General features: G+C 63.7%; 17 protein-coding genes. 14 read left to right on the top strand and 3 right to left on the bottom strand.

All coding sequences use genetic code 11. The features are described 5' to 3' along the window. Positions 1 to 22 precede the first annotated feature (22 nt). Positions 23 to 1,096, bottom strand: a complete 1,074-nt coding sequence (locus ACWHXP_RS00955) for a maleylacetate reductase (protein ID WP_489634686.1) — start codon at positions 1,094 to 1,096, stop codon at positions 23 to 25. 7 nt (positions 1,097 to 1,103) lie between these two features. Next, positions 1,104 to 1,970 carry an intradiol ring-cleavage dioxygenase gene (locus ACWHXP_RS00950; RefSeq protein WP_489634687.1) on the bottom strand — a complete coding sequence of 289 codons (867 nt, stop codon included), beginning with the start codon at positions 1,968 to 1,970 and terminating at the stop codon, positions 1,104 to 1,106. Positions 1,971 to 2,129: 159 nt separating this feature from the next. Here ACWHXP_RS00950 and ACWHXP_RS00945 point away from each other — a divergent pair, with 159 nt between their 5' ends. The 11 genes from ACWHXP_RS00945 (at position 2,130) to ACWHXP_RS00895 (ending at position 15,704) form a co-directional block, all read left to right on the top strand. After that, positions 2,130 to 3,047, top strand: coding sequence for a LysR family transcriptional regulator (locus ACWHXP_RS00945; protein WP_489634688.1), 918 nt, complete (start codon positions 2,130 to 2,132; stop codon positions 3,045 to 3,047). A 280-nt stretch (positions 3,048 to 3,327) separates the two neighbouring features. Beyond that, positions 3,328 to 3,924 (top strand): chalcone isomerase family protein, encoded by a 597-nt coding sequence (locus tag ACWHXP_RS00940; RefSeq protein ID WP_134223205.1) that lies wholly within the window; start codon positions 3,328 to 3,330, stop codon positions 3,922 to 3,924. After that, a complete protein-coding gene (locus ACWHXP_RS00935; protein ID WP_489634689.1) occupies positions 3,921 to 5,174 on the top strand; it encodes an MFS transporter in 1,254 nt (417 codons plus the stop codon). Before ACWHXP_RS00940 ends, ACWHXP_RS00935 begins: the two co-directional genes overlap by 4 nt. Positions 5,175 to 5,195: 21 nt before the next feature. After that, positions 5,196 to 6,770 carry a cryptochrome/photolyase family protein gene (locus tag ACWHXP_RS00930; protein ID WP_489634690.1) on the top strand — a complete coding sequence of 525 codons (1,575 nt, stop codon included), beginning with the start codon at positions 5,196 to 5,198 and terminating at the stop codon, positions 6,768 to 6,770. A 225-nt stretch (positions 6,771 to 6,995) separates the two neighbouring features. Then, positions 6,996 to 7,637, top strand: coding sequence for a response regulator (locus tag ACWHXP_RS00925; RefSeq protein WP_489623693.1), 642 nt, complete (start codon positions 6,996 to 6,998; stop codon positions 7,635 to 7,637). A gap of 29 nt (positions 7,638 to 7,666) precedes the next feature. Further along, complete coding sequence (locus ACWHXP_RS00920) at positions 7,667 to 9,334, top strand: sensor histidine kinase (RefSeq protein WP_489623694.1); 1,668 nt, start codon at positions 7,667 to 7,669, stop codon at positions 9,332 to 9,334. A 15-nt stretch (positions 9,335 to 9,349) separates the two neighbouring features. After that, complete coding sequence (locus tag ACWHXP_RS00915; RefSeq protein WP_489634691.1) at positions 9,350 to 9,745, top strand: Hpt domain-containing protein; 396 nt, start codon at positions 9,350 to 9,352, stop codon at positions 9,743 to 9,745. Positions 9,746 to 9,780: 35 nt separating this feature from the next. After that, positions 9,781 to 12,087 (top strand): hybrid sensor histidine kinase/response regulator, encoded by a 2,307-nt coding sequence (locus ACWHXP_RS00910; RefSeq protein WP_489623696.1) that lies wholly within the window; start codon positions 9,781 to 9,783, stop codon positions 12,085 to 12,087. A 153-nt stretch (positions 12,088 to 12,240) separates the two neighbouring features. Next, positions 12,241 to 13,986: a methyl-accepting chemotaxis protein gene (locus ACWHXP_RS00905; protein WP_489634692.1), complete on the top strand. Its 1,746-nt coding sequence runs from the start codon at positions 12,241 to 12,243 to the stop codon at positions 13,984 to 13,986. A 14-nt stretch (positions 13,987 to 14,000) separates the two neighbouring features. Next, on the top strand, positions 14,001 to 14,963 hold the full coding sequence (locus ACWHXP_RS00900) for a chemotaxis protein (protein ID WP_134223209.1): 963 nt from the start codon (positions 14,001 to 14,003) through the stop codon (positions 14,961 to 14,963). A 294-nt stretch (positions 14,964 to 15,257) separates the two neighbouring features. Then, a complete protein-coding gene (locus tag ACWHXP_RS00895) occupies positions 15,258 to 15,704 on the top strand; it encodes a bacteriohemerythrin (RefSeq protein WP_489634693.1) in 447 nt (148 codons plus the stop codon). Between the two features lie 50 nt (positions 15,705 to 15,754). On the opposite strand, the gene ACWHXP_RS00890 is transcribed toward ACWHXP_RS00895, so the two are convergent. After that, positions 15,755 to 17,383 carry an EAL domain-containing protein gene (locus ACWHXP_RS00890; protein ID WP_489634694.1) on the bottom strand — a complete coding sequence of 543 codons (1,629 nt, stop codon included), beginning with the start codon at positions 17,381 to 17,383 and terminating at the stop codon, positions 15,755 to 15,757. 360 nt (positions 17,384 to 17,743) lie between these two features. Between ACWHXP_RS00890 and ACWHXP_RS00885 the strand changes: the two genes are divergently transcribed. Genes ACWHXP_RS00885 through nosR form a run of 3 tightly spaced genes read left to right on the top strand, consistent with a single transcriptional unit; the run spans position 17,744 to position 22,137 of the window. Beyond that, positions 17,744 to 19,375 carry a methyl-accepting chemotaxis protein gene (locus ACWHXP_RS00885; RefSeq protein WP_489623699.1) on the top strand — a complete coding sequence of 544 codons (1,632 nt, stop codon included), beginning with the start codon at positions 17,744 to 17,746 and terminating at the stop codon, positions 19,373 to 19,375. Positions 19,376 to 19,429: 54 nt separating this feature from the next. Then, a complete protein-coding gene (locus ACWHXP_RS00880) occupies positions 19,430 to 20,794 on the top strand; it encodes an ATP-binding protein (RefSeq protein ID WP_489623700.1) in 1,365 nt (454 codons plus the stop codon). After that, positions 20,791 to 22,137, top strand: a complete 1,347-nt coding sequence (gene nosR / locus ACWHXP_RS00875; RefSeq protein ID WP_489623701.1) for a response regulator c-di-GMP phosphodiesterase, NosR family — start codon at positions 20,791 to 20,793, stop codon at positions 22,135 to 22,137. The genes ACWHXP_RS00880 and nosR overlap by 4 nt, the downstream gene beginning before the upstream one ends. The last annotated feature ends 17 nt before the right edge of the window (positions 22,138 to 22,154 follow it).

Below are 22,154 nucleotides of genomic sequence, written 5' to 3'. Positions count from 1 at the left end.
GCTTGCACCGCCACACTATACGTCACTCAGGCGCCCGCCCCTGCCAGGCATTCTCCAGCAAGGCCCGCAATGTCGTCCGCTCAAGCGGGCGCGGATTGGCATAGGCATTCTGCAGGGCGATGTCGGTGCAGCGATCCAGCTCCTCATGCGGCATGCCCAGCTCGCGCAGGGACAACGGTGCCTGCAGCCGGGCAGCCAATGCATGCACACCTTGCGCGGCATCGTCGGTCCCCAGGGCGCGCGCGATGCGCTGCATGGCTTCCGGTGCCGCCGGTGCGTTGTAGGCCAGCGCGTGCGGCAGGATCACGGTATGCGTCTCGGCATGCGGCAGGTTGTAGCTGCCGCCCAGCGTGTGGCACAGCTTGTGATGCAGTGACATGCCGACATTGCCCAGCATCGTGCCACACAGCCAGGCCCCATACAGACACTGGCTGCGCGCGGCCAGATCAGCGCTGCGTGCCACCAGCTGCGGCAAGCCCTCCGCCAGTGCGCGCAACCCCTCTTCGGCCAGCAGCGACATGATGGGGTTGGCATCCGGCGCATAGAGGCCTTCGGCTGCATGCGCCATGGCATTGATGCCGCTGGTCACCGACAGCTTCAGCGGCAAACCCGCGCTCAGTTCGGGATCGTAGATGACCGTGCGCGGCAGCACGCGCGCATCGCGCCCGGTCTTCTTGAGGCCGGCTTCGGTGATGCCATAGATGGGCGTCATCTCGCTGCCGGCATAGGTGGTCGGGATGGCCAGGATGGGCAGTTCGGATTCCAGTGCGATCGCCTTGCCCAATCCCATGGTGGAACCGCCGCCGATGGCGATGGCGCAGTCCGCACCGAGTTCGCGTGCGACTTCACGGGCATGGCGCGCGGTCTCGATGGGCACGTGCATGACGGCCTGGTCGAATATCCCGGCACAGCGCTCACCGATCAGGGCGGCGGCGCGCTCGGCCTCGGCGCGCTGGCCGGGCGTGCACAGCACGAGGGCGCGACGCGCGCCCAGCAGGTCGGTTTCGCGCACCAGGTGCTGCAGGCTGCCGGCACCGAAGATCACACGGGCGGCGGAACTGGTATAGGTAAAACTGTTGTTGGCAGGCAGGGACATGGCAGGATCAGGTGCGCTGAGGATTGAGGATGAAATCATAGTCCAGCGTGTAGAACGGTTGCTCACAGGTGCTGCCATCGGGCGCGCGTCCGGCCTCATGGCGCGGCCAGTCGGCGATGAGCGTGGAGCGCACGCCGAAAACGGCATCGGACTCCAGATACGCGTCCCCGCGGCGGAAGACATGGGTGATCAGCGTCTCATATCCCTCGGCCTGGATGCGGAAATGCAGGTGCGCCGGCCGCCAAGGATGACGGCCCAGCGTCTCCAGCATCTTGCCGACCGGTCCGTCATGCGGGATCGGATACGAATTGGCGAGGATGCTGCGGAAGTGGTAGCGTCCCTGCGCATCGGTATGCAGCGTGCCGCGCGCCTGCAACTGGTCGAGGTCGGGATACTGGACGTCATAGAAGCCATCCTCATCGGCTTGCCACACTTCCATCCTGGCATGCGCGACGGGCTGGCCATCGCGCCCGCGCACGCTGCCGCTGACGAAGCAGGGCTGGCCCTTGGCTCCGTTGGAGATATTCGCACCCAGCGGATAGACCGGCGAATTCTCCACGTGGAAGGGACCGAATACGGTCGCCTCGGTGCAGCCGGCGGGCTTGTGATTCTGCTGCGCCATCACCAGCGTCGACAGTCCCAGGGTATCGGACAGGAGGATGAATTCCTGGCGCTTGTCGGAACACAGCTGCCCGGTCTCGGTGAGGAAGCGGATGCCCTCGAACCATTCCTCCTCGGTCAGTTGTACCTCGCGCGCGAAGGCGTGCAGGTGCTGCACCAGGCTGGTCATGATCTGGCGCAGCCGTTCATCGGGCATGCCGGCATGGCGCGCCAGCACGGCCTGGGTAATGGTGTCTTCATTGAGATTGAGCATGGTCTCCTCGTCGCTGTTGTGTGTTGTGCGTGTGTGTTGTGATTGGACTGATTTTTCCGCTGAGCGGTAATATAGGTCTTATCTTTTCGCAGATATATGACGAAAGTGGAAAACTGTTTTCCACTTCGGCCTGCTCCCCCTCGCCGGAAAGCCCGTCCCATGGACCGCTGGAATCAATTCGAACTCTTCGTGCAGGTGGCCGAGCTGGGCAGCCTCTCGCGCGCCGCCGAGGCGCTGGGGATGTCCAATGCCGCCGCCAGCCGCAGCCTGGCCGCGCTGGAAGAACGTCTGGGCGCGCGCCTGGTGGAACGCAGCACGCGCCGGCTGGGGCTGAGCCAGGCGGGCGAGGCCTTCTATCGCCACTGCAAGGCGGCGCTCACGCAAATGAAGGAAGCCGAAGCCCTGGTCAATGCCAACAGCGTCGCCCCCGGCGGCCTGCTGCGGGTGACTTCCTCGCTGTCCTTCTGCATGAAGCACATCAGCCCGCTGCTGCCGCGCTTTCATCGTCTCTATCCGGACATCACGCTGGAGGTGGTCGCGGCCAACCGCTACGTCGACCTGCTCGACAGCGGCATCGATGTCGCCATCCGCACCCGCGAGTTCGAACCGGATTCCAACATCGCCGTGCGCCGCCTGGCCGCCACCCGCCGCATCCTGGCGGCTTCGCCCGGCTACCTCGCCGCACGCGGCGTGCCGCGCGCGCTGGATGACCTGGCCGCGCACGACCTGCTGGTGTACAGCCATTCCAACCATCCCAACCTGCTGCACTTCACCCATCGCGATGGCCGCGAACGGCAGCTCGACATCACTGCGCTGATGCAGTCCAACGATGGCCAGATCATCCGCGCGGCAGCACTGGAAGGCCTGGGCATCCTGATCCAGCCCAACTACATTATCTATGACGACGTCGTCGCCGGCCGCCTGGTGCCAGTGCTGGACGAATGGGACCTGCCGCGCCTGACCATCAACATTGCCTACCAGGGCCGCAAGCATCTGCCGGCCCGGGTGCGTGTCTTCGTCGACTTCCTGCTGCAGCATTTCCAGGAAATGGACTATGAGCGCAAGTGGACACGATGAGCAGCGCTGCGCAAGCATTTACCGTACATTCCACCGCTCCATACCAATTGGTAAATATTAAATACCGCTCGGTAGCTTTTATCTTAAACTGGTAGTAATCTTGTTGCCCGAGGTGTTGCTGACACCTCGACACTGTATTGCTGATCGCCTTGCAGACTGTATTGCCAAGGCCCTCAGCGTGTACTGAGGAACACCGCAGACTGTATTGTCGGCATGCAGCGCACTGTATTGCTCGCTGACAAGACTGTGATGCTGCTTCTTGCCCATGAGGAGACCCCCGATGCCCAATGCCACCGTTCGCTCCCTCGCTCTGCAACAGGATCTGCGCCAGCAGCACCTGCGTCTCACCTGTTGCGCGCTGTTCCTGATGGCGCTGTTGACCCTCTGGCCCGGCCGCGCCGCACACGCTGCACAACCCTGGCGCGAAGCCTTGCCCGCGCAGATCCAGACCGTGGGCAGCGGCACCATGACCTGGCTGGGTTTCCGCATCTATCAGGCCACGCTGTGGGCAGCGCAAAAGCCGCTGGATGAAAGCCAGCCCTTTGCCCTGCAACTCGACTACAAGGTCAAGATCAGCCGCGACAAGCTGGCCTCCACCTCCATTGAAGAGATCCAGCGCATGAGCCCGGCCCCCATCGCCGGCCCGACACTGGCGCGCTGGAAAAGCGAACTGAACCGCGCTTTCGTCGACGTCGCCGACGGCGACGAGCTGGTCGGTGTCTACCTGCCCCAGCGCGGCATGCGCCTGTATGACCGCGACAAGATGCTGGCCGAGATCGCCGATCCCGAACTGGCCCGCTCTTTCTTCAACATCTGGCTGGGCCAGCCCAGCCGCGATGAAAGCCTGCGCCGACGCCTGCTCGGGGAAACGCCTTGAGCACAGCCCCGCAGCCCGCAACGCCCCCCTCCGCGCGCCTGAGCAATGCCGCCTACGGCCTGCTGGGCGCGCCGCTGGCAATGGCCGCGCTGCCGCTGTTCGTGCAGATCCCGGCTTACTACGCCAGCCATGTCGGCGTGGCCCTGGCACCGCTGGGTTGGGTGCTGTTCGCCGCGCGCCTGCTGGACATGCTGCAGGATCCCCTGTTTGGTCACCTGCTGGATCGCTCGGCGCAACGCCAGAAGCGCTGGATGGCGGCTGCCGGGGTGGTGCTTGCAGTTGCCTTCATCTGTCTCTGGAAGCCACCCTCCACGCCGCAGGCGGCCATGGTGTGGCTGGTGGCGATGCTGGTGCTGGCCTATGGCGCGCACAGCATGCTGAGCATCGCCTATCTGTCGTGGGGCTCGCGCCTGCCGGAACAAGGCATGCGCGCCGTCCCCTGGCGTGAAGGTGCGGGGCTGGCCGGCGTGATTCTGGCCAGTGTGGTGCCGGTCGGCATCCTGGCCGCCGATCCGGCGCTGATCGACCAGCGCATTACCTGGTACTGCCTGTTCTTCGGCGCAGTGCTGGGCGTGGCGTTGCTGTTGCTGCTGCGCCAGCCGGCTCCGCCGATGATGGCGCAGGGCGAGCGCTGGGTCGTATCGCTGCGCGGGCTGTGGGCCAACCGGGCGTTTCGTTCGCTGCTGCCGCCCTATCTGCTCAATGCCCTGTCGGCCGCGATCCCGGCTACGCTGGCGCTATTCTTCATCGAGGATCAATTGCAGGAACGTGCGCTGGCTGGCGGCTTTCTTGCAGCCTACTTCGGTGCCGCCGCATTGGGACTGCCGCTCTGGAGCGCGCTGGCACGCCGCTTCGGCACCATCGCCTGCTGGCGTCAGGCCATGCTACTCTCCATTGTCGGCTTTGTCGGTGCGGTCCTGCTGGGGCCGGGCGACCGCTGGGCGTTTCTGCTGGTGTGCCTGGCCACCGGTGCAGCACTGGGTGCCGACCTGCTGCTGCCACCGGTCCTGCTGGCGCGGGTGGTCACGCAGCGCGCTTCGGTGGGTGCCGCCTTCGGCATCCTGACCATGCTGGGCAAGCTGGCCCTGGCGCTGGCAGGCATCGCCCTGCCACTGCTGTCAGCGCTCGATTACCAACCCGGCCAAGGGCCCAGCAGCAGCCTGCCGCTGGTCTACGCGGCCCTGCCTTGCGTGCTGAAACTGGCGGCGTTCGTGGCGCTGGGGCGCTATGGCCGTCAGCACGCTGCCTGAGCGATTTTCCGTTCGCAGATCATGAAGAAAAAGACCGACACGCACGCCACTCCCGCCTCCACCCTCCGCCTGATCCTGGGCGACCAGTTGAATGCGCAGCATTCCTGGTTCGACCACGCCGATCCTGAGGTGGTCTATCTGCTCATGGAAGTGCGTTCCGAAACCGACTACGTGCTGCATCACGCGCAAAAGATCCTGGCCATCTTCGCGGCCATGCGGGCCTTCGGCGAGCAGTTGCGCGCGGCCGGACACCGGGTGCGCTATATCCGTCTGGATGATCCCAGCAACCGCCAGTCGCTGGTGGACAATCTCGATGCCCTGGCCGCGCACTACCAGGCCACCCGCGTTGAATGGCAGGCACCGGATGAATGGCGCGTCGACCAGGCCCTGCAGCAATGGGGCGACACCTGGGCGCAGGCCCATCAGGGCCAGACCGCCGTGGTCGACAGCGAACACTTCCTCACTGCGCGCAATGAATTGCCGCGCCTCTTTGAAGGCCGCAAGCAATGGCTGATGGAGCATTTCTATCGCCAGATGCGCCGCCGCTTCGAATTGCTGCTCGATGCCGATGGCAAGCCCGAAGGCGGCCAATGGAATTTCGACCAGGACAATCGCAAGCGCTGGCCCGGCAATCCGCCCGAACCCCGGGATTGGCGCCAGCCGCACGACCATGGCGCCCTGTGGGAGATGCTGCAGGCACAAGGTGTGCGCAGCTTCGGCGAGCCCCAGGCCACGCAGCTGCGCTGGCCGCTGGACCGTACCGAAGCCCTGCAGCACCTGGATCACTTCATCACCACCGTGCTGCCGCACTTCGGCGACTATGAAGATGCCATGAGCAGCAAGGCCCGGCGCCTGTTCCACTCGCTGCTGTCCTTCGCGCTCAATGTGAAGATGCTGCATCCGCTGGAAGTGGTGCGCCGCGCCGAGGAGGCCTGGCGGGAAGGCAAAGCGCCGCTGGCGGCCGTGGAAGGTTTCATTCGCCAGATCATCGGCTGGCGGGAATATGTGCGTGGCATCTACTGGTCGCAGATGCCCGGCTATGACGAGCGCAACGCACTGGCGCACCGCCTGCCGCTACCAGCCTGGTTCTGGACCGGACAAACCCGCATGAACTGCCTGCGCCACGCCATCGGCCAGTCGCTGGAGACGGCCCATGCGCATCACATCCAGCGCCTGATGGTGATCGGCAATTTCGCCCTGCTGGCCGGGCTCGATCCCAAGGAACTGCACCATTGGTACCTGGGCATCTACATCGATGCCTTCGAGTGGGTGGAACTGCCCAACACCCTCGGCATGAGCCAGTGGGCCGATGGCGGCATCATCGCCACCAAACCGTATGTCAGCAGCGCCGCCTACATCGGCCGCATGAGCGATTATTGCCAGGGCTGCGCCTACGATCCCAAGCAGAAAACCGGCGCCGACGCCTGCCCCTTCAATGCCCTGTACTGGGATTTCTTCCTGCGCCATCAATCCACCTTCGGCAACAACCCGCGCATGGGCATGGCCTATCAGCAGATCAAAAAAATGCAGCCCGACGATGTCCAGGCCCTGCAACAACGCGCGGCCGACCTGCGCAGCCAACTCGACACCCTCTGAACCCGCACCGGCAGGCGCTCCCGGCGCGCGATAATTGCTGCCGGCTGCGGTAAACGCAGGCAAAATACACAAAATCTGACGAACTCACGAAATTCTCTGCATAATGGGCCGTCAAAGGCTTGCCCATGGGCAGCACTGTTGCTTTTCGTCGAAAAACGATTATACCGAATTCAAATTCTATCTAATGAATTTGATTTATTTGTGTAAAATACCGATAATGAATTTATGAAAACCGCAAAGACAAGCAGCTCCGAGGTGTGCACCACGCAGGAAGCGGCGCACATCCTGGGCATCTCGGTGTCCTCCGTCCAGCAGTTGGTGGAGGCCGGCATCATTGAGGCCTGGAAGACCAAGGGCGGGCACCGCCGCATTCCGCTGGCGGCGGTGCATGCCTACAAGTCCACGCCGGGCTCCTCGTCGTCCGGCGATACGGCCGAGCACGGACGCAGCAGTCCGGCAGCGCGTCCCGGCAACGGCCGCACCGCCGTGCTGGTGATCGAGGACAACCGCCTGCAGCGCGAGCTGTATGCCGGTGCCCTCGGCTCTTGGGGCTTGCCGCTGGATCTGGTGTATTGCGACAACGGTTACAAGGCGCTGCTGGAGATCGCGCGCAGCAAACCCGACGTGGTGCTGGCCGATATCGTGATGGAAGGCATGGATGGCTACGAAGTGGTCAAGACCATCCTCCACGATCCGGAGCTGCAGGATGTGAGCATCGCCATCGTCAGCAGCCTGGATGCGGAAGAGATGGCCATGCGCGGCGGTATTCCGGCCGGGGTGGTGTTCTTCCCCAAACCGGTCAATTTTGATGAATTGCGCGGTTACATGCGGGCCTGCTGTGCCCGCAGGGAGCGCGAGACCCGCTAAGGGATCAACCAGGAAAGGCCCGCAGTGCCATGGATGACCGGAAACACCCCCCTCTCCCCCTCCGGTTCGCGCGCATCGACCTGCGCCTGGCCCTGGGCCTGTTTTCGCTGTTGCTGATCTGCGGTCTCTGGCTGGGGGCGTTCAAGGAACTCAACGCCAGCCGCGAGAACCATCTGCAGGATGCCCGCCGCGATGCCCAGTCGCTGTCGCGGCTGTTCCTCGAACACGCCTACCGCACCATCGAGGCCGCCGACCAGGCCGCCCTCTACCTGCGCTATCGCTATGCAGAGCGCGGCCAGTCGCTGGACCTGGCTACCGAGATCTCCAACGGCCTGGTGGCGCGCAATGTCTACAACCTCTTCACCATCGTCGATGCCAAGGGTGACGTGGTGCTCTCCAGCAAGCCCTTCACGCCGCTGAACCTGGCCGACCGCGAGCACGTACAGGTGCACATGCAGGGTGGCGAGGACAAGCTGTTCATCAGCAAGCCGGTGCTCGGGCGCGTCTCCAAGAAATGGTCGCTGCAGCTGACCCGCCGCATCAACCGTCCTGACGGCGGCTTTGGCGGCGTGATCGTGGTGTCCATCGATCCCCAGTACTTCACCAGCCTGTACCACCAGATCGATGTCGGTCATCATGGCGTGATCACGCTGGTCGGGGCCGATGGCACCGCGCGCGTGCGCCGCACCGGCGACATGGACGCCATGGGCGAGCAGGTCAACGGCGGCAAAGTCTATGCGGCCATGCTGGCGCAAGGAAGCGGCGTGATCGACGCGTTCAGCCGGGTCGACGGGCGCGAGCGCATCTACGCCTTCCACAAGCTGCGCGACTATCCGCTCTACGCCTCGGTGGGCATCGATATCGAAGAGCGCCTGGCCCCCTATTACCGTGAACGCAACCGGACCTTGACGCTGGCGACCCTGATCACCCTGGCCGTGCTGATCTTCAATGCCGTCCTGATCTGGATGGCCGGCTCGCTGGTGCGGAGCCGCCAGGAAGCCATGCAGGCCAGCCAGGCCAAGTCGCGCTTCCTGTCCAACATGTCGCATGAATTCCGTACCCCGCTCAACGGCGTGCTGGGCTATTCGGATGCGCTGCGTGAGGAACTGGGCGAGTCGCCGCTGGCGCAATACGCCACCGCCATCCATGACAGCGGCAACCGCCTGCTGGAACTGGTCGAGTCCATCCTCGAAGTGACCGCCCTGGAAGACCGCCGCGTGGCCGTGCATCGGGAACCGGAGAACATCCGCGAACTGGTCAGCCATGCCATCGCCCGCCATTACCAGGCAGCCCAGACCAAGGGCCTGCAGCTGGAATGCCGTATCAGCGACGACGTCCCGCAGATCATCGTATGCGACCAGCGCAAGGTCCTGCGCGTGCTGGAAAACCTGATCGGCAATGCCGTGCGCTATACCGACACCGGGCGCGTGCTGGTCGAAGTCGATCGCAGCAGCGACCAGCTGGACATCCGTATCAAAGACACCGGCATCGGCATTCCCGCCGGGCAAGTCGATACCATCTTCGAGAAGTTCACCCAGGCCGATGACAGTGAGCGCCGCGCCAAGGACGGCGCGGGCCTCGGGCTGACCATCGCGCAACGGCTGGTGACGCTCATGGGGGGCCAACTCATGTTACAGTCCAAACAACATCAAGGATCGACGTTCAGCTTCACATTGCCGCTGCAAGAGCCGAAGTAAATCGGCCGCCAAGCCATGAGAACAGAGGGGATTACCGTGCAACTGGGCCAGTCACTGACCGATTATCACCACATCGACCCGAGCCAACTGCTGGAAGCGGTGGGCGGGGACACCGGCACCGTCGCCTCACTGGCGCGCACCTTCGCCGACAGCGCGCCGGCCATTTTTGCCCGGCTGGAGCAGGCCGCCCGGGATGGCGATGCCGAGCGCAGCCGGCACGAAAGCCATAGCCTCAAAGGCATGAGTGCCATGTTTCAGGCCCAGGTACTGACAATGCTGCTGCAGCAGACCGAACAGGCCGCCCGCAACGGCCAGACGCCGCGTCCGGAAGAACTGGCGCAATTGCAGGCCAGCTTCGCGCTGGTGCTGGATGAAATCGGGCGCTGCGCGCGCTCCCTCCCCCAGTCCTGACCTGCACGGGCGCATCTTCCCTGCCCGCCCTGCCCATGACGCCATCCACGCCCGCTCCCGGCTCGCCGCCCGCACCGCCGCGCATCCGCAAATCCGCCGTCACGCTCGGTGCCCTGCTGTTGGGGCTGCTGACGGCGACCGTCATCATTTCCGGCAGCCTGCTGTACCGCGCCAGCCTCAACGACTGGCGCAACGATCTGGCCACGCTGTCCACGGTGCTGGCCGAAAGCACCGCCCAGACCATCTCCTCGGCCCGGCTGGTACTGGATAGCATCCAGTCCGACATCGAAGCCGCCAACGTCAGCGATGACGCCCAGTTGCGCGAACACGTCAGCACGCCCGAGTACTCCCGGACCATGCGCGAAAAGATCCGCGGCCTGCCCTTCATCTCGGGCATCGGCATCAGCAATGCGCAGGGCCGCATCATCAGCCTGTCCCGCGTATTTCCGCCGCCACCGCTGGACCTCACCGACCGCGACTACTTCTTTCATCACAGCCAGAATGCCTCGACCGAGGATTTCCTGAGCGAAACGGTCAATTCGCGCGCGGCGGGCGTACCCACCTTCTATCTCACCCGCCGCATCAATGATCGCCAGGGCCGCATGCTGGCCATCGTGGTGGTGGCGCTGCCCTGCGCGTTCTTTGAAGATTTCTTCAGTGCGGTGACCAAGGACAAACCCTTTTCCATCCTGCTCGCGCGCGAGGACGAGAAACCCCTGATCGCCACCGCCCTGGTGCACGACAACACCGTGCGGCGCGACATCAAACCGCTGGCCGACCTGCACCTGCCGCGCCCGCCCGGCACCGACGCCAAGCAACCCTATTACTTCATGCAAGCCCACTGGCTGGGCATCCACCGGCCGGTGCGCAATGCGCCGATATATCTGGAAATCGGTGTGACCGACAAGGTCTATTTCAGCGAATGGCTGGAATCGATGTATCCCTTGATGCTGGTGGCTGCCATCAGTCTGGTCGGCCTCATCGGCGGCTTCGGCGTGGCCCTGCGCCAGGTCCAGCGGCGCGAACAGGATGCGCAGCTGGCCCTGGAACTGAAGGAAGAAGCGGACCATGCCAACGAGGCCAAGTCGCGTTTCCTGGCGATGGTCAGCCATGAAATCCGCACCCCGATGAACGGCATCCTGGGCCTGTCCGAACTGCTGATGGAATCGGGCCTGTCGAGCAAACAGCAGCACTATGCCGACAGCATCCACAACGCCACCGGCGGACTGGTGCGCATCATCAACGACATCCTCGATTTTTCCAAGATCGAATCCGGCAAGCTTGATCTGGAGGGCGTGGCCTTCCACCCGGCGCGGCTGGTGCGCGAGGTGGCCGAACTGTACCGGCCCTCGATCCACAACAAGGACGTGCAGCTGGATGTGCGCATCGATTGCGACGACGCGCTCTGTCTGGTCGGCGACCCCTCGCGCCTGAAACAGGTGCTGGGCAACCTGCTGAGCAATGCCATCAAATTCACCCAGGCCGGCTATGTGCGGCTGAGCATGTCGGCGCAACGTGAAGAAGAAAGTCCGGAGCGCTGGCGGCTCTTCTTCGCCATCGCCGACAGCGGCATCGGCATTGCCCCGGAAGCGCTGGCCCAGCTGTTCCAGCCCTTCACCCAGGCCGACACCTCGATTTCGCGCCGCTTCGGCGGCACCGGGCTGGGCCTGGCCATCAGCAAGAATCTGGTGGAACTGATGGGCGGCAAGATCGCCTGCCAGAGCGTGCCGGGCCAGTCCACCAAATTCAGTTTCGACATCCTCTGCCCGGAAGGGGTGGCGGAAGCCCGCCCGGACGCGGCCCCGGAGACGGTAATGAAGAATAAGGCTTCACTTGCACCGGAAGCCACCGCCAGTGCGGCCTCCTTCCCGCCAGCACCTCCCGCGCAGATGCCCCCGCTGTCCGCGCTCACCCCTGCGCCTGCACCTGCTCCGTCGCCTGCGCCTGCCTCTTCCGCCCTCACCGGTGCGCGCATCCTGGTGGCCGAAGATACCGAAATCAACCGCCAGCTACTGCGCATTCTGCTGGCGCGCCGCGGCTGCATCCTGGAAGAGGTGGAAAACGGCCAACTGGCCCTGGATGCCCTGCGCAGCGGCAACTATGACCTGGTGCTGATGGATTGCATGATGCCGGTCATGGACGGCTACCAGGCCACCGCCGAAATCCGTGCCTTCGAACAGGCCAACGGGCGTCCGCGCACGCCCATCATCGCCCTCACCGCCAGCGCCATCGAAGGCGACCGCCAGCGCTGCCTCGATGCCGGCATGGACGACTACCTCAGCAAGCCCTTCACCCAGGTCGGCCTGATGAATGCCGTGGAAAAGTGGCTGCAAAAAACCTGAGATCGATAAACCTGAGTTGAATTCAGGAAAATCCTTGCGGAAATAAAACAACTGATTAAATCGTTTTATTTGATTTATTTGTTTAGCCGTCTTATGATGGTTCCTGAGCGCACATGAATATTCCAACACTGCGCATTGATCAGGAGTGTCATCATGAAATGGTTCTACGATCTGAAGATCGCCCACAAACTCAATGCCGGCTTCCTGGTCGTGCTGATGTTCATCGTGGCGCTGGGCGGCTTCTCCATTGCGCAATTGGCGCAGGTCAACCAGAGGTCCACCGACATCGCGCGAAACTGGCTGCCCAGCATCGACACCCTGTCCAAGATCAGCCTGGCACTGGCGCGCTCGCGCAGTTTCGACATGCAGCAAGTGCTGACTGAAGACAAGAAGGAAGAGCAGGCTGCACGTGAGCGTGGCAACAAGCAGATGGCCGTGCTGGAAAAGGAAGTGGCGCATTACGCCACCCTGGTGTCGGAGCCGCGTGAAAAGGAGCTGTTCCCGGAAATCCAGCGCAACATCGCCGCCTACAAGGCCGCCCACGAGCGGATGGAAAAGCTGTTCATTGATGGCCAGAAGCAAGCCGGCTATGCCGTCCTCACCGCCGACTCCACGCCCGTCTATCGCAAGCTGCAGGACCAGATCAACGAACTGAGCGAGGTCAACAGCAAAGGCGCAGCCGTCTCGGAGCAGCAGGCGACCACTGTCTACGAGCAGGCCCGCATGGCCATCTTTGCCCTGATCGCCATCTGTGTCGTGTTGGCCCTGACCTTGTCCTGGTGGATTGCCCGCCTGGTCTCCCGTCCGCTGACCCACGCCGTCTCGATCGCCCGCCAGGTGGCTGAAGGCGACCTGACCGCCCGCATTCCCGACAACACCGGCCGCGACGAGACCGCCCAGTTGATGGCCGCCCTGAAGCAGATGAACGACAACCTGCTCAACATCGTGCAGGAAGTCCGCACCGGCACCGACACCATCAGCACCGCCTCGGCCGAAATCGCCACCGGCAACATGGACTTGTCTTCCCGTACCGAACAACAGGCCGGTGCCCTTGAAGAAACCGCCTCGGCCATGGAAGAACTGACCTCCACCGTGCGCCAGAACTCCGACAATGCACGCCAGGCCAACCAGTTGGCGGTCTCCGCGTCGGAGGTGGCCCAGGCCGGAGGCCAGGTAGTGGGCAAGGTTGTTCATACCATGGATGCCATCAATGAATCGTCGCGCAGAATCGCCGACATCATCAGCGTCATTGACGGGATCGCCTTCCAGACCAACATCCTGGCCCTGAACGCCGCCGTGGAAGCGGCCCGTGCCGGGGAGCAGGGACGCGGCTTCGCGGTGGTCGCATCGGAAGTCCGTTCGCTGGCCCAGCGCAGTGCCTCGGCCGCCCACGAAATCAAGGCCCTGATCGACGACTCGGTGGCCAAGGTCGACACCGGCACCAAGCTGGTCGGTGAAGCCGGCCAGACCATGAACGAGGTGGTGGCCAGCGTCAAGCGCGTCTCCGACATCGTGGCCGAAATCACCGCCGCCGGTGCCGAGCAGAGCCAGGGCATCGAGCAGATCAACAATGCGGTGGTGCAGATGGATGAAAACACCCAGCAGAACGCCGCCCTGGTCGAACAGGCTGCCGCCGCCGCCAAGGCCCTGCAGGAACAGGCAACGCGCCTGAGCCAGACGGTCGGCGTGTTCCGCCTCGATGCCAGCGACGTTCCGGCCACGGTGCATGCCAAGCCGGCGATGGCCGCCGCCGCAGCGCGCAACATCACTCCGGCCCGCCCGGCAGTCGCCGCACCGCGTGCCAGAAGCCTGGGTCAGACGGCATCGGCGGCACGCCCGGCCACACCGGCCAAAAGCCAACACGACAGCGCCGACAACGGCGACTGGGAACAATTCTGAACCTCGGGGATGACATGGACGCCTTTCAAAAAGAAATCGACGAACGCACCAACCTGACCTCCAGCAACAAGTTCGAACTGCTGCTGTTCCGCCTCGGCAACCCGGAAGGGACCACCGACAAGCCGGGCGAGCTGTATGGCATCAACGTCTTCAAGATCCGCGAGATCGTCCCGATGATGGACATCACCGCCGCCGCCGGCATGCGCTCCCCGATGCTGGGCATGGTCAACATCCGCGGGCAGGTGATGTCGGTGGTGGACCTGCCGGCAGTGGCCGGCTGCAAGCCGGGCCATGGACTGAACATCCTGCTCATCACCGAGTTCGCCCGGCACACCCAGGCTTTCGCGGTGGAATCGGTGGAAGAGATCGTGCGCCTGGACTGGAGCCAGGTCCTGCCGGCCGACTCCAATGCCTCCGGCAACGTGGTCACCAGCATCGCCCGCCTCGATTCGGCCCAGGACGGTGGCCGCCTGGTGCAGGTGCTGGACGTGGAACAGATCCTCAACATGGTCTCGCCGGTCAAGGAACAGATGCAGCCGCCGACGCCGGGCAGCAACGAGTTGAAGATCAAGCCCGGATCGGTCGTACTGGCCGCCGACGATTCACGCATGGCACGCGCCCTCATCGAGCAGTGCCTGACCGATCTCAAGCTGCCGTACGTGATGGCTACCGACGGCCTGCAAGCCTGGAAAAAACTGCAGGAGCTGGCCCGCGAAGCGGAACAGGAGCACAAGCCGCTCACCGACAAGGTCGCCATGGTGCTGACCGACCTCGAAATGCCGGAGATGGATGGCTTCACCCTGACCCGCAAGATCAAGGCCTCGGACCTCTACAAACAATTGCCGGTGGTGATCCATTCTTCACTGACCGGTGCCGCCAACGAAGACCATGTGCGTTCGGTGGGCGCCAATGGTTATGTCGCCAAGTTTTCCCCGCCTGAACTGGCAGCAATGCTGCGCAAGGTGCTGCCCCCCTGACGGCACCTACTTGCAGAGCCAGGAACGGCGCTTTTTACAAGCGCACGGCCGACACCCCGTCGGCCGGCAAGACCGGCCCCACGCCACCCTGACGGTGCCGTGGGGCTTTTCTTCATATGGCCGCGGTGCAGCACCCCGCCAATCCGGGCTGGCTTGAGCTATCTCAAATTATTTCGAGGCCAGGCTCCTAGAATCGGCTGTGAACATCCCTCCGGCACGCCCGCGCCCTGCCGGCGATGTGGATGTCTCCGCCCCGACCTGCGTACGGTCGCGCCCTGTATCAGGAGGCTGGCCATGATTCCCACTGCCGATCGTGTCGTTTCCCTCTCCCCGTCTGACGACAGCAACGGACTGGCCCAGCGCATTCCGGCCCTGCTGGCGGAGATGGATGCCGAGCACCGTGAAGTACTGGAGAGCGTGGCCGCGCTGGCGATCGTGCCGCCGGCCGGTTTTGCCAGCGCTTATGCAGCCCTGGTGGCGCAGATCGAGGCAGGATTCCGGGAAGAAGAAAAGATGATGGATGAGATGGGCTACAGCGATCTGCGTGCCCATCGCCGCGACCATGCGGAACTGCTGGCGCTGCTGCACCGGCTGCGGCCTTATCTGGACGATGGCAACGCGCCGCTGGCCGATATCGTCATGGGCATGATCCCGGCCATGCTGGTACGCCATATGGCGGGGATGGATCAGGCACTGGCGCTGGCCTTGCGCGTGCGAGCCACTGCAGCAGGGCCATGCTGAACTGAGCACGGCCCGGCACGGATCAGGCCGGAAAATTCACCCTTCGGCGCTCAGGCATTCAAGGGGGTGGACGCAAGGTCCGTGCGGTCGCTGCGAATGCTCTCCGGCCCGGTACCGTAATCGGCCAGCGTGGCCCGGTAGAAATCAATGAACTCGCCTGCCGGCAAGGGCTTGGCGAACAGCCAGCCCTGGGCGAAGTCGACCCCGTGCTGGCCCAGATAGGCGGCCTGCTCCAGGGTTTCCACGCCTTCGGCGACGATGAACAGATTCAGGCTCTTGGCCATGGCGATGATGTGATCGATCACGGCGCTGGTGGCTGCGCCCGTGCCGATGGTGCTGACGAAGGACTTGTCGATCTTGAGCGCGTCCATGGGCAGGCCCTGCAGGTATTGCAGGTTGGAATAGCCGGTCCCGAAATCATCGAGCGCCATCGAATGCCCCAGCTCGCGCGCGCGTGCCAGCGTCACGCGGGCCGAGGCAATGTCCATGCAGCCGCGTTCGGTGGCTTCCATCCACAACTGCTCGGTGCGGATGTCGGTTCCGGCAAGCGTCTGGCTGACCACGTCGATGATGCGGCCGGTCTTGATATCGTTGGCAGCGACGTTGACCGCCACGTGCAGGGCCCGGTCGGCGCGCAGGGTATCGCCCAGTTCTTGCACCACGGCCGCGATGACCTGATCGGTCATGGGCAGGATCAGTCCGCTCTCCTCGGCCAGCGGCACGAACAGGTCGGGCCGCACGATGCTGCCATCCGGCCGTCGCCAGCGGATCAGCGCCTCGGCACCGATGCAGCGGCCGCTGGCCAGCTCGATGATGGGCTGGTAGTAGACAATGAACTCCTTCTTGCGCACCGCCAGCTGCAAATCCGCCAGCGGCGACAGGCGCGCCTGCGATATCCGCAGCACCAGCATCACCAGTCCCAGCGAGAGCAGCACGCCCACCGGCAGGAACCAGCGCTGCTCGCTGGTCATGGTCTCCACCACATGCTGGCCATCAATGATGGCGGCGGCGGTCCAGCCGTCGCGGCTGATGGTGGAGACAAAGAACCCATCGAAATCCTGGTTGCCGACGCCGCGCAAGGCGCGACCGGCCATGCCGCTGGCGATGGGCATGCCGTACTGCGCGACCAGGCCGAAACCGTTGCGCGCCAGCACCACATGCACGCCATCTTCCAGCACCACGTCGACAAAGCGTTCGCGATGCACCAGCGCCGCATGGGCACCGTACTGGATGGACATCATGCTGGGCCCATCGCTGATGTAGGAAGCCTGTTCCAGCGCCACACCGACGCCGTCCGCCGTAGTGAACACCGCCTCCGGCTGCGGACGGCGCAACGCCTGCGCGCGGCGATCCCAGGAGGTGCACTTGAGCTGGCCGTATTCGTAGTAGCCCATTTCCTCGATGGCACCGGAAGTGACGGCGATCAGACGCATCTGCGCGATGTGCTCATCCGAGCAGGGAAACAGCAGCAGCGGCGACATCGACTTCAGCGCCCGCTGGGTATTCTGGAAAGCGGCTTCGGCGCGATCCACGACCGACTCGGCATAGCGCGTCAGGCGCTCGTGCTCGGAATCGATCACCGCCTGGCGCGACAGCCACAGCATGCTGATCACCGGCGCCGTAGCCGCCACGATGGTGGCAATGACGGTCAGGACCACCACCTTGCTCTTGTTGTTCACATCGCCCCCTTGTGCTGCCGCTTGCTTCGCGGCCAATTTGCCCCGGAATTTCTGTCTGATGCTCATCATTAGACCGCGATTAACCGATTAAATCAATTTAATCATTTTATAAATTGATGAAGCGTCTTTGCGATGCTTGAGAAAAGAGCTCCGCACAGGGGCCATGGATCTCACTTTTTCTTTATAAATCAAAGACAAAAGACATCAATCACCGGCGCGCAGAAGGGCTTTTCGTCTTGACAATACAGTGGGGTCCAAGCAACGAATTTACCGTTTATTCCCAAAAAGAATCATTTTTTTAGCGATTTCAATGAATTTATGTTTTAATGATTCCACCAATCAATTTTTCAGGAATCGATCATGCGCCTCAACCTGCCCGTCACCCAACAAGAGCGTGAGATCGAAGCTTATGCCTCCATCGTCTCCAAGACCGATATCAAGGGGCGCATCACCTACGTCAACCCGACCTTCATCCACATCAGCGGCTTCACGGAAGAAGAGCTGATCGGTGCGCCGCAGAACATCGTGCGCCATCCCGACATGCCCGAGCTGGCCTTCGCCGACCTGTGGAGCACCCTCAAGGCCGGCCTGCCCTGGACCGGACTGGTCAAGAACCGCTGCAAGAACGGCGACTTCTACTGGGTCAAGGCCAACGTCACGCCGATCTGGGAGCGCGGCAAATGCACCGGCTACATGTCGGTACGCACCAAGCCCACGCGCGCCGAGATCACCGCCGCCGAGCAGGCCTACAAGGAACTCAAGAAGGAAAGCGCCCGCATCGCCGTGCATCGCGGAGAAGTGGTGCCGACCGGCCTGCGCGGCAAGTTGCGCCAGGTCTCGCAGGTATCGCTGAAGACACGGCTGGATCTGGGCCTGGGCACTGCGGCCGCCGGCATCTGTGCGCTGGCCTTCCTCAACGGGCAGTGTGCCGAACACGCCAGCAGCCTGCCGACCCTGGCCGCTACCGGCGTCGCCCTGGGCAGCCTGGCACTCTTGCGCATGACCCTGGCGACGCGCATCTTCACCCCCTTGCGGCGTGCCGTGGCGCAGGCGCGCCGGGTCGCGGGCGGCGATCTGTCGGCCGCCGACCTGCAGGCGCGCCGCGATGAAATGGGTTCCCTGCTGCAGGCCATGGAGCAGATGCGGGTCAATCTGGTGGCATCGGTAGGCGACGTGCGCCGCAGCGGCATGCACATTGCCCAGGCCACCGGCGAGATCGCTCGCGGCAACATGGACCTGTCCTCCCGCACCGAATCACAGGCCAGCAGCCTCGAAGAAACCGCTGCCAGCATGGAAGAGCTGGCCTCCACCGTGACCCAGAACAGCGAGAACGCGCGCCAGGCCAACCGCCTGGTGGAAGAAGCGCTGGCCACCACGCGCGATGGCGAAGCCTCCATCCACCACATCAACGACACCATGGATGCCATCCACAAGAGCGCCGAGCAGATCAAGCAGATCACCGGACTGATCGACGGCATTGCCTTCCAGACCAATATCCTGGCCTTGAATGCGGCGGTGGAAGCAGCGCGCGCCGGCGAACAGGGACGCGGCTTTGCAGTGGTCGCCGGTGAAGTGCGCAACCTGGCACAACGCTCGGCCCAGGCCACCAAGGAAATCAAACTGCTCATCGACGAATCCTCGCAGCGGGTTGGTACCGGCGTGAAGCTGGCCGGTGACATGCGCGACACCATGGGCGGCATCATGCGCTCGGTGACGCAGGCCGCTACCGCCGTGGCCGAGATCACCGCCGCCTCGGGCGAACAGCAGACCGGCATCCAGCAGGTCAACGAAGCCGTGGTCCTGATGGATGAAGTGACCCAGCGCAATGCAGCGCTGGTGGAAGAAGCAGCGGCCGCCGCCGGCAGCCTGGAGGAGTCGACGCAGCAGATGATCCAGGCCATCAGCGTGTTCAACCTGGACGGCATGGCAGCTACGGCCGCGGCCTTGCCCACGCACGACCACAAGCGTGTGGCCCTGCCCCGCGCTGCCTGACCTGGAGGGCGCGGCTCCAGCCCCTGATCCGGAGCCATCGCTGAGGAGGCGAACATGGGACACAGCGAAGCATTGATGGCCAACGAGTGCGCCAGCCAACGCACCCATGCCGATGACGCGCCCGACACCCGGGCGCTGGTCAAGGCCAATGCACGGTATCGCCACATCATCGGCAACACCCCCGCCATCATCTACAGCAGCGTGCCCTCGGGCGATTTCCAGCTCACCTTCGTGAGCGAAAACGCCTCCCGCGTGCTGGGCTACGAGCCTTGGGAAATGCTGGACGACCCGAACTTCTGGTTCAACCACATCCACCCCGACGACACGGCCGCGATCTTCTCCAGCCTGGCCATGCTGTTCGTGGAAGACCAGAAGATCTACGAATACCGTTTCCGTACCCACGACGGCAGCTACCTGTGGATGCACGACACCCTGCGCCTGATCCGCGATGCCGAGGGCACGCCGCTGGAAGTCATCGGCCTGATGACCGACATCACCGGCCGCAAGCAGATGGAAGACACCCTGCAGCGCCAGGCCGAGGAACAGCGCGCCCTGATCGAACAGCTCAAGATGGCCCAGGCCCAGCTGATGCAGTCCGAGAAGCTGGCCTCCATCGGCCAGCTGGCCGCCGGGGTGGCGCACGAGATCAACAATCCGATCGGCTTCGTCAACGCCAACCTCAACACCCTGGGCAACTACGTGGCCACGCTGCTCGAAGGCATCAAGCTGTACCAGTGCGTCACCAACGGCAGCCTGCCCTCCAGCGTGGCGCAGTCGGAGGTGCAGGCCTTCGAGGACCGCGCCGACCTGCAATTCCTCAGCGAAGACGTGACCGAGCTGCTGGCCGAATCCAACGAGGGTCTGCAACGCGTCAAGAACATCGTGCAGTCGCTGAAGGATTTCTCGCGCACCGGCGAAAGCAACTGGCAGATGGCCGACCTGCATCGTGGCCTGGACAGCACGCTCAACATCGCCAACAACGAGCTGAAATACAAGGTCACCATCATCAAGCAATACGGCGAGCTGCCCATGATCAAGTGCCTGGCCTCGGAACTGAACCAGGTCTTCATGAACCTGCTGGTCAATGCCGCCCAGGCCATCCAGGAGCGCGGCAGCGTGACCATCCGCACCGAACGCTGCGACCAGCGCGTCGCCGTCTGCATCAGCGATACCGGGCACGGCATCGCGCCGGAACACATCAACCGCATCTTCGAACCTTTCTTCACCACCAAGCCGGTCGGCAGCGGGACCGGGCTTGGACTGTCGCTGTCCTACGGCATCATCAAGAAGCATGGCGGCGATATTCATGTCAGCAGTGAACCGGGCAAAGGCACCACCTTCCGGATCGAATTGCCCATCGATCCCGCCAGCGCCCAGCCGCCGAGCAAGGCCTCGGGCGAACCAGGAGAAGCATCATGACCGCCATCCAGAGCCAGGAGCTCCAGACCCTGCAACAAGCCGACCCGTTCGCCCTGCCGCCGCCCTGCGTGCTGCTGGTCGATGATGAACAGAGCATCCTGTCGGCCCTGAAACGTACCTTCCGGCCCCAGGGCTATCGCCTGCTGACGGCCACCAGCGCCGAAGCCGGACTCGACATCCTGGCCAGCGCCGATGTCGACCTGGTCATTTCCGACATGCGCATGCCCGGCATGAACGGCGCCCAGTTCCTGGCCCAGGTCAAGCAGCAATGGCCGGCCACCATGCGCATCCTGCTGACCGGTTATTCCGAGATCGGCAGCACCATCTCGGCCATCAACGATGGCGGCATCCACCATTACCTCTCCAAACCTTGGGAAGACCGCGAGCTGCTCATGGTCGTGACCCACGCGCTGGAGGAACAGCAGTTGCGCAAGCAGAAGATGGCGCTGGAACGCAAGGTGCGCGAACAGAACCTGCAACTGGCCGATTTCAATCGCCAGCTGGAACGCCAGGTGCAGGCGCGTACGGAAGAATTGCGCCAGACCGTGCTGTTCCTGGAGAACGCCCAGGAAGAAGAACAGAAAGCCTTCCTCTCCATGCTGCATGTGTTTTCCGACATCAGCGAACTGCGCGCCGGCCTGGCCAACGGCCAGTCCGCCCGCATCGCACGCTGGTGCGAACAGCTGGGGCTGCGCATGGGGATGACCGCCCATCACGCCAAGGAGATGATGATGGCCGGCATGCTGCACGGCATCGGCAAGCTGGACCTGTCCGATGAACTGGTGAAGAAGCCCATCGAAAAGATGAGCAGCGATGAATTGCAGCGGTTCCTGTGGCATCCGGTCAAGGGCCAGATGCTGCTGACACCCATCCCGACCCTGGCCGAGACCGGCGAGATCATCCGCCACCAGCACGAGCGCTATGACGGCCGGGGCGTGCCGGAAAGCCTGTCAGGCGACGCCATCCCGCTGGGCTCGCGCATCCTGGCCGTGGTGCGCGACTTCGAGGGTCTGTGCAATGGCGGCATCACCAGCCACAACGTGAGTCCCGAGAAAGCGCTGTCCATGCTGCGCACGCATGCCGGCCATCGCTATGACCCGGTGGTGGTCAACACCTTCATCGCCATGATGGAAGAGCAGCGCATGGCGCTGGAACAGCAGACCCGCCTGCTGTCCCCGGCCGAGCTGCGGGTCGGCATGAAGCTGGCCGAGGACCTGCGCACCAAGTCCGGCGTGCTGCTGCTGAACAAGGAACACGTGCTGGACGAAGCCATCCTGGCACGCTTGCGGCGCTTTGAGCAGATCGATGAGATGCCGCTGAAGGCCAGGATCGTGTTGCACTGATGCAACCGGTGCTTGTC

This window comes from Herbaspirillum sp. Her2, assembly GCF_057961375.1.
Note: the sequence above shows the minus strand (reverse complement) of the source record. Positions and strands in the feature narration are given on the sequence as shown.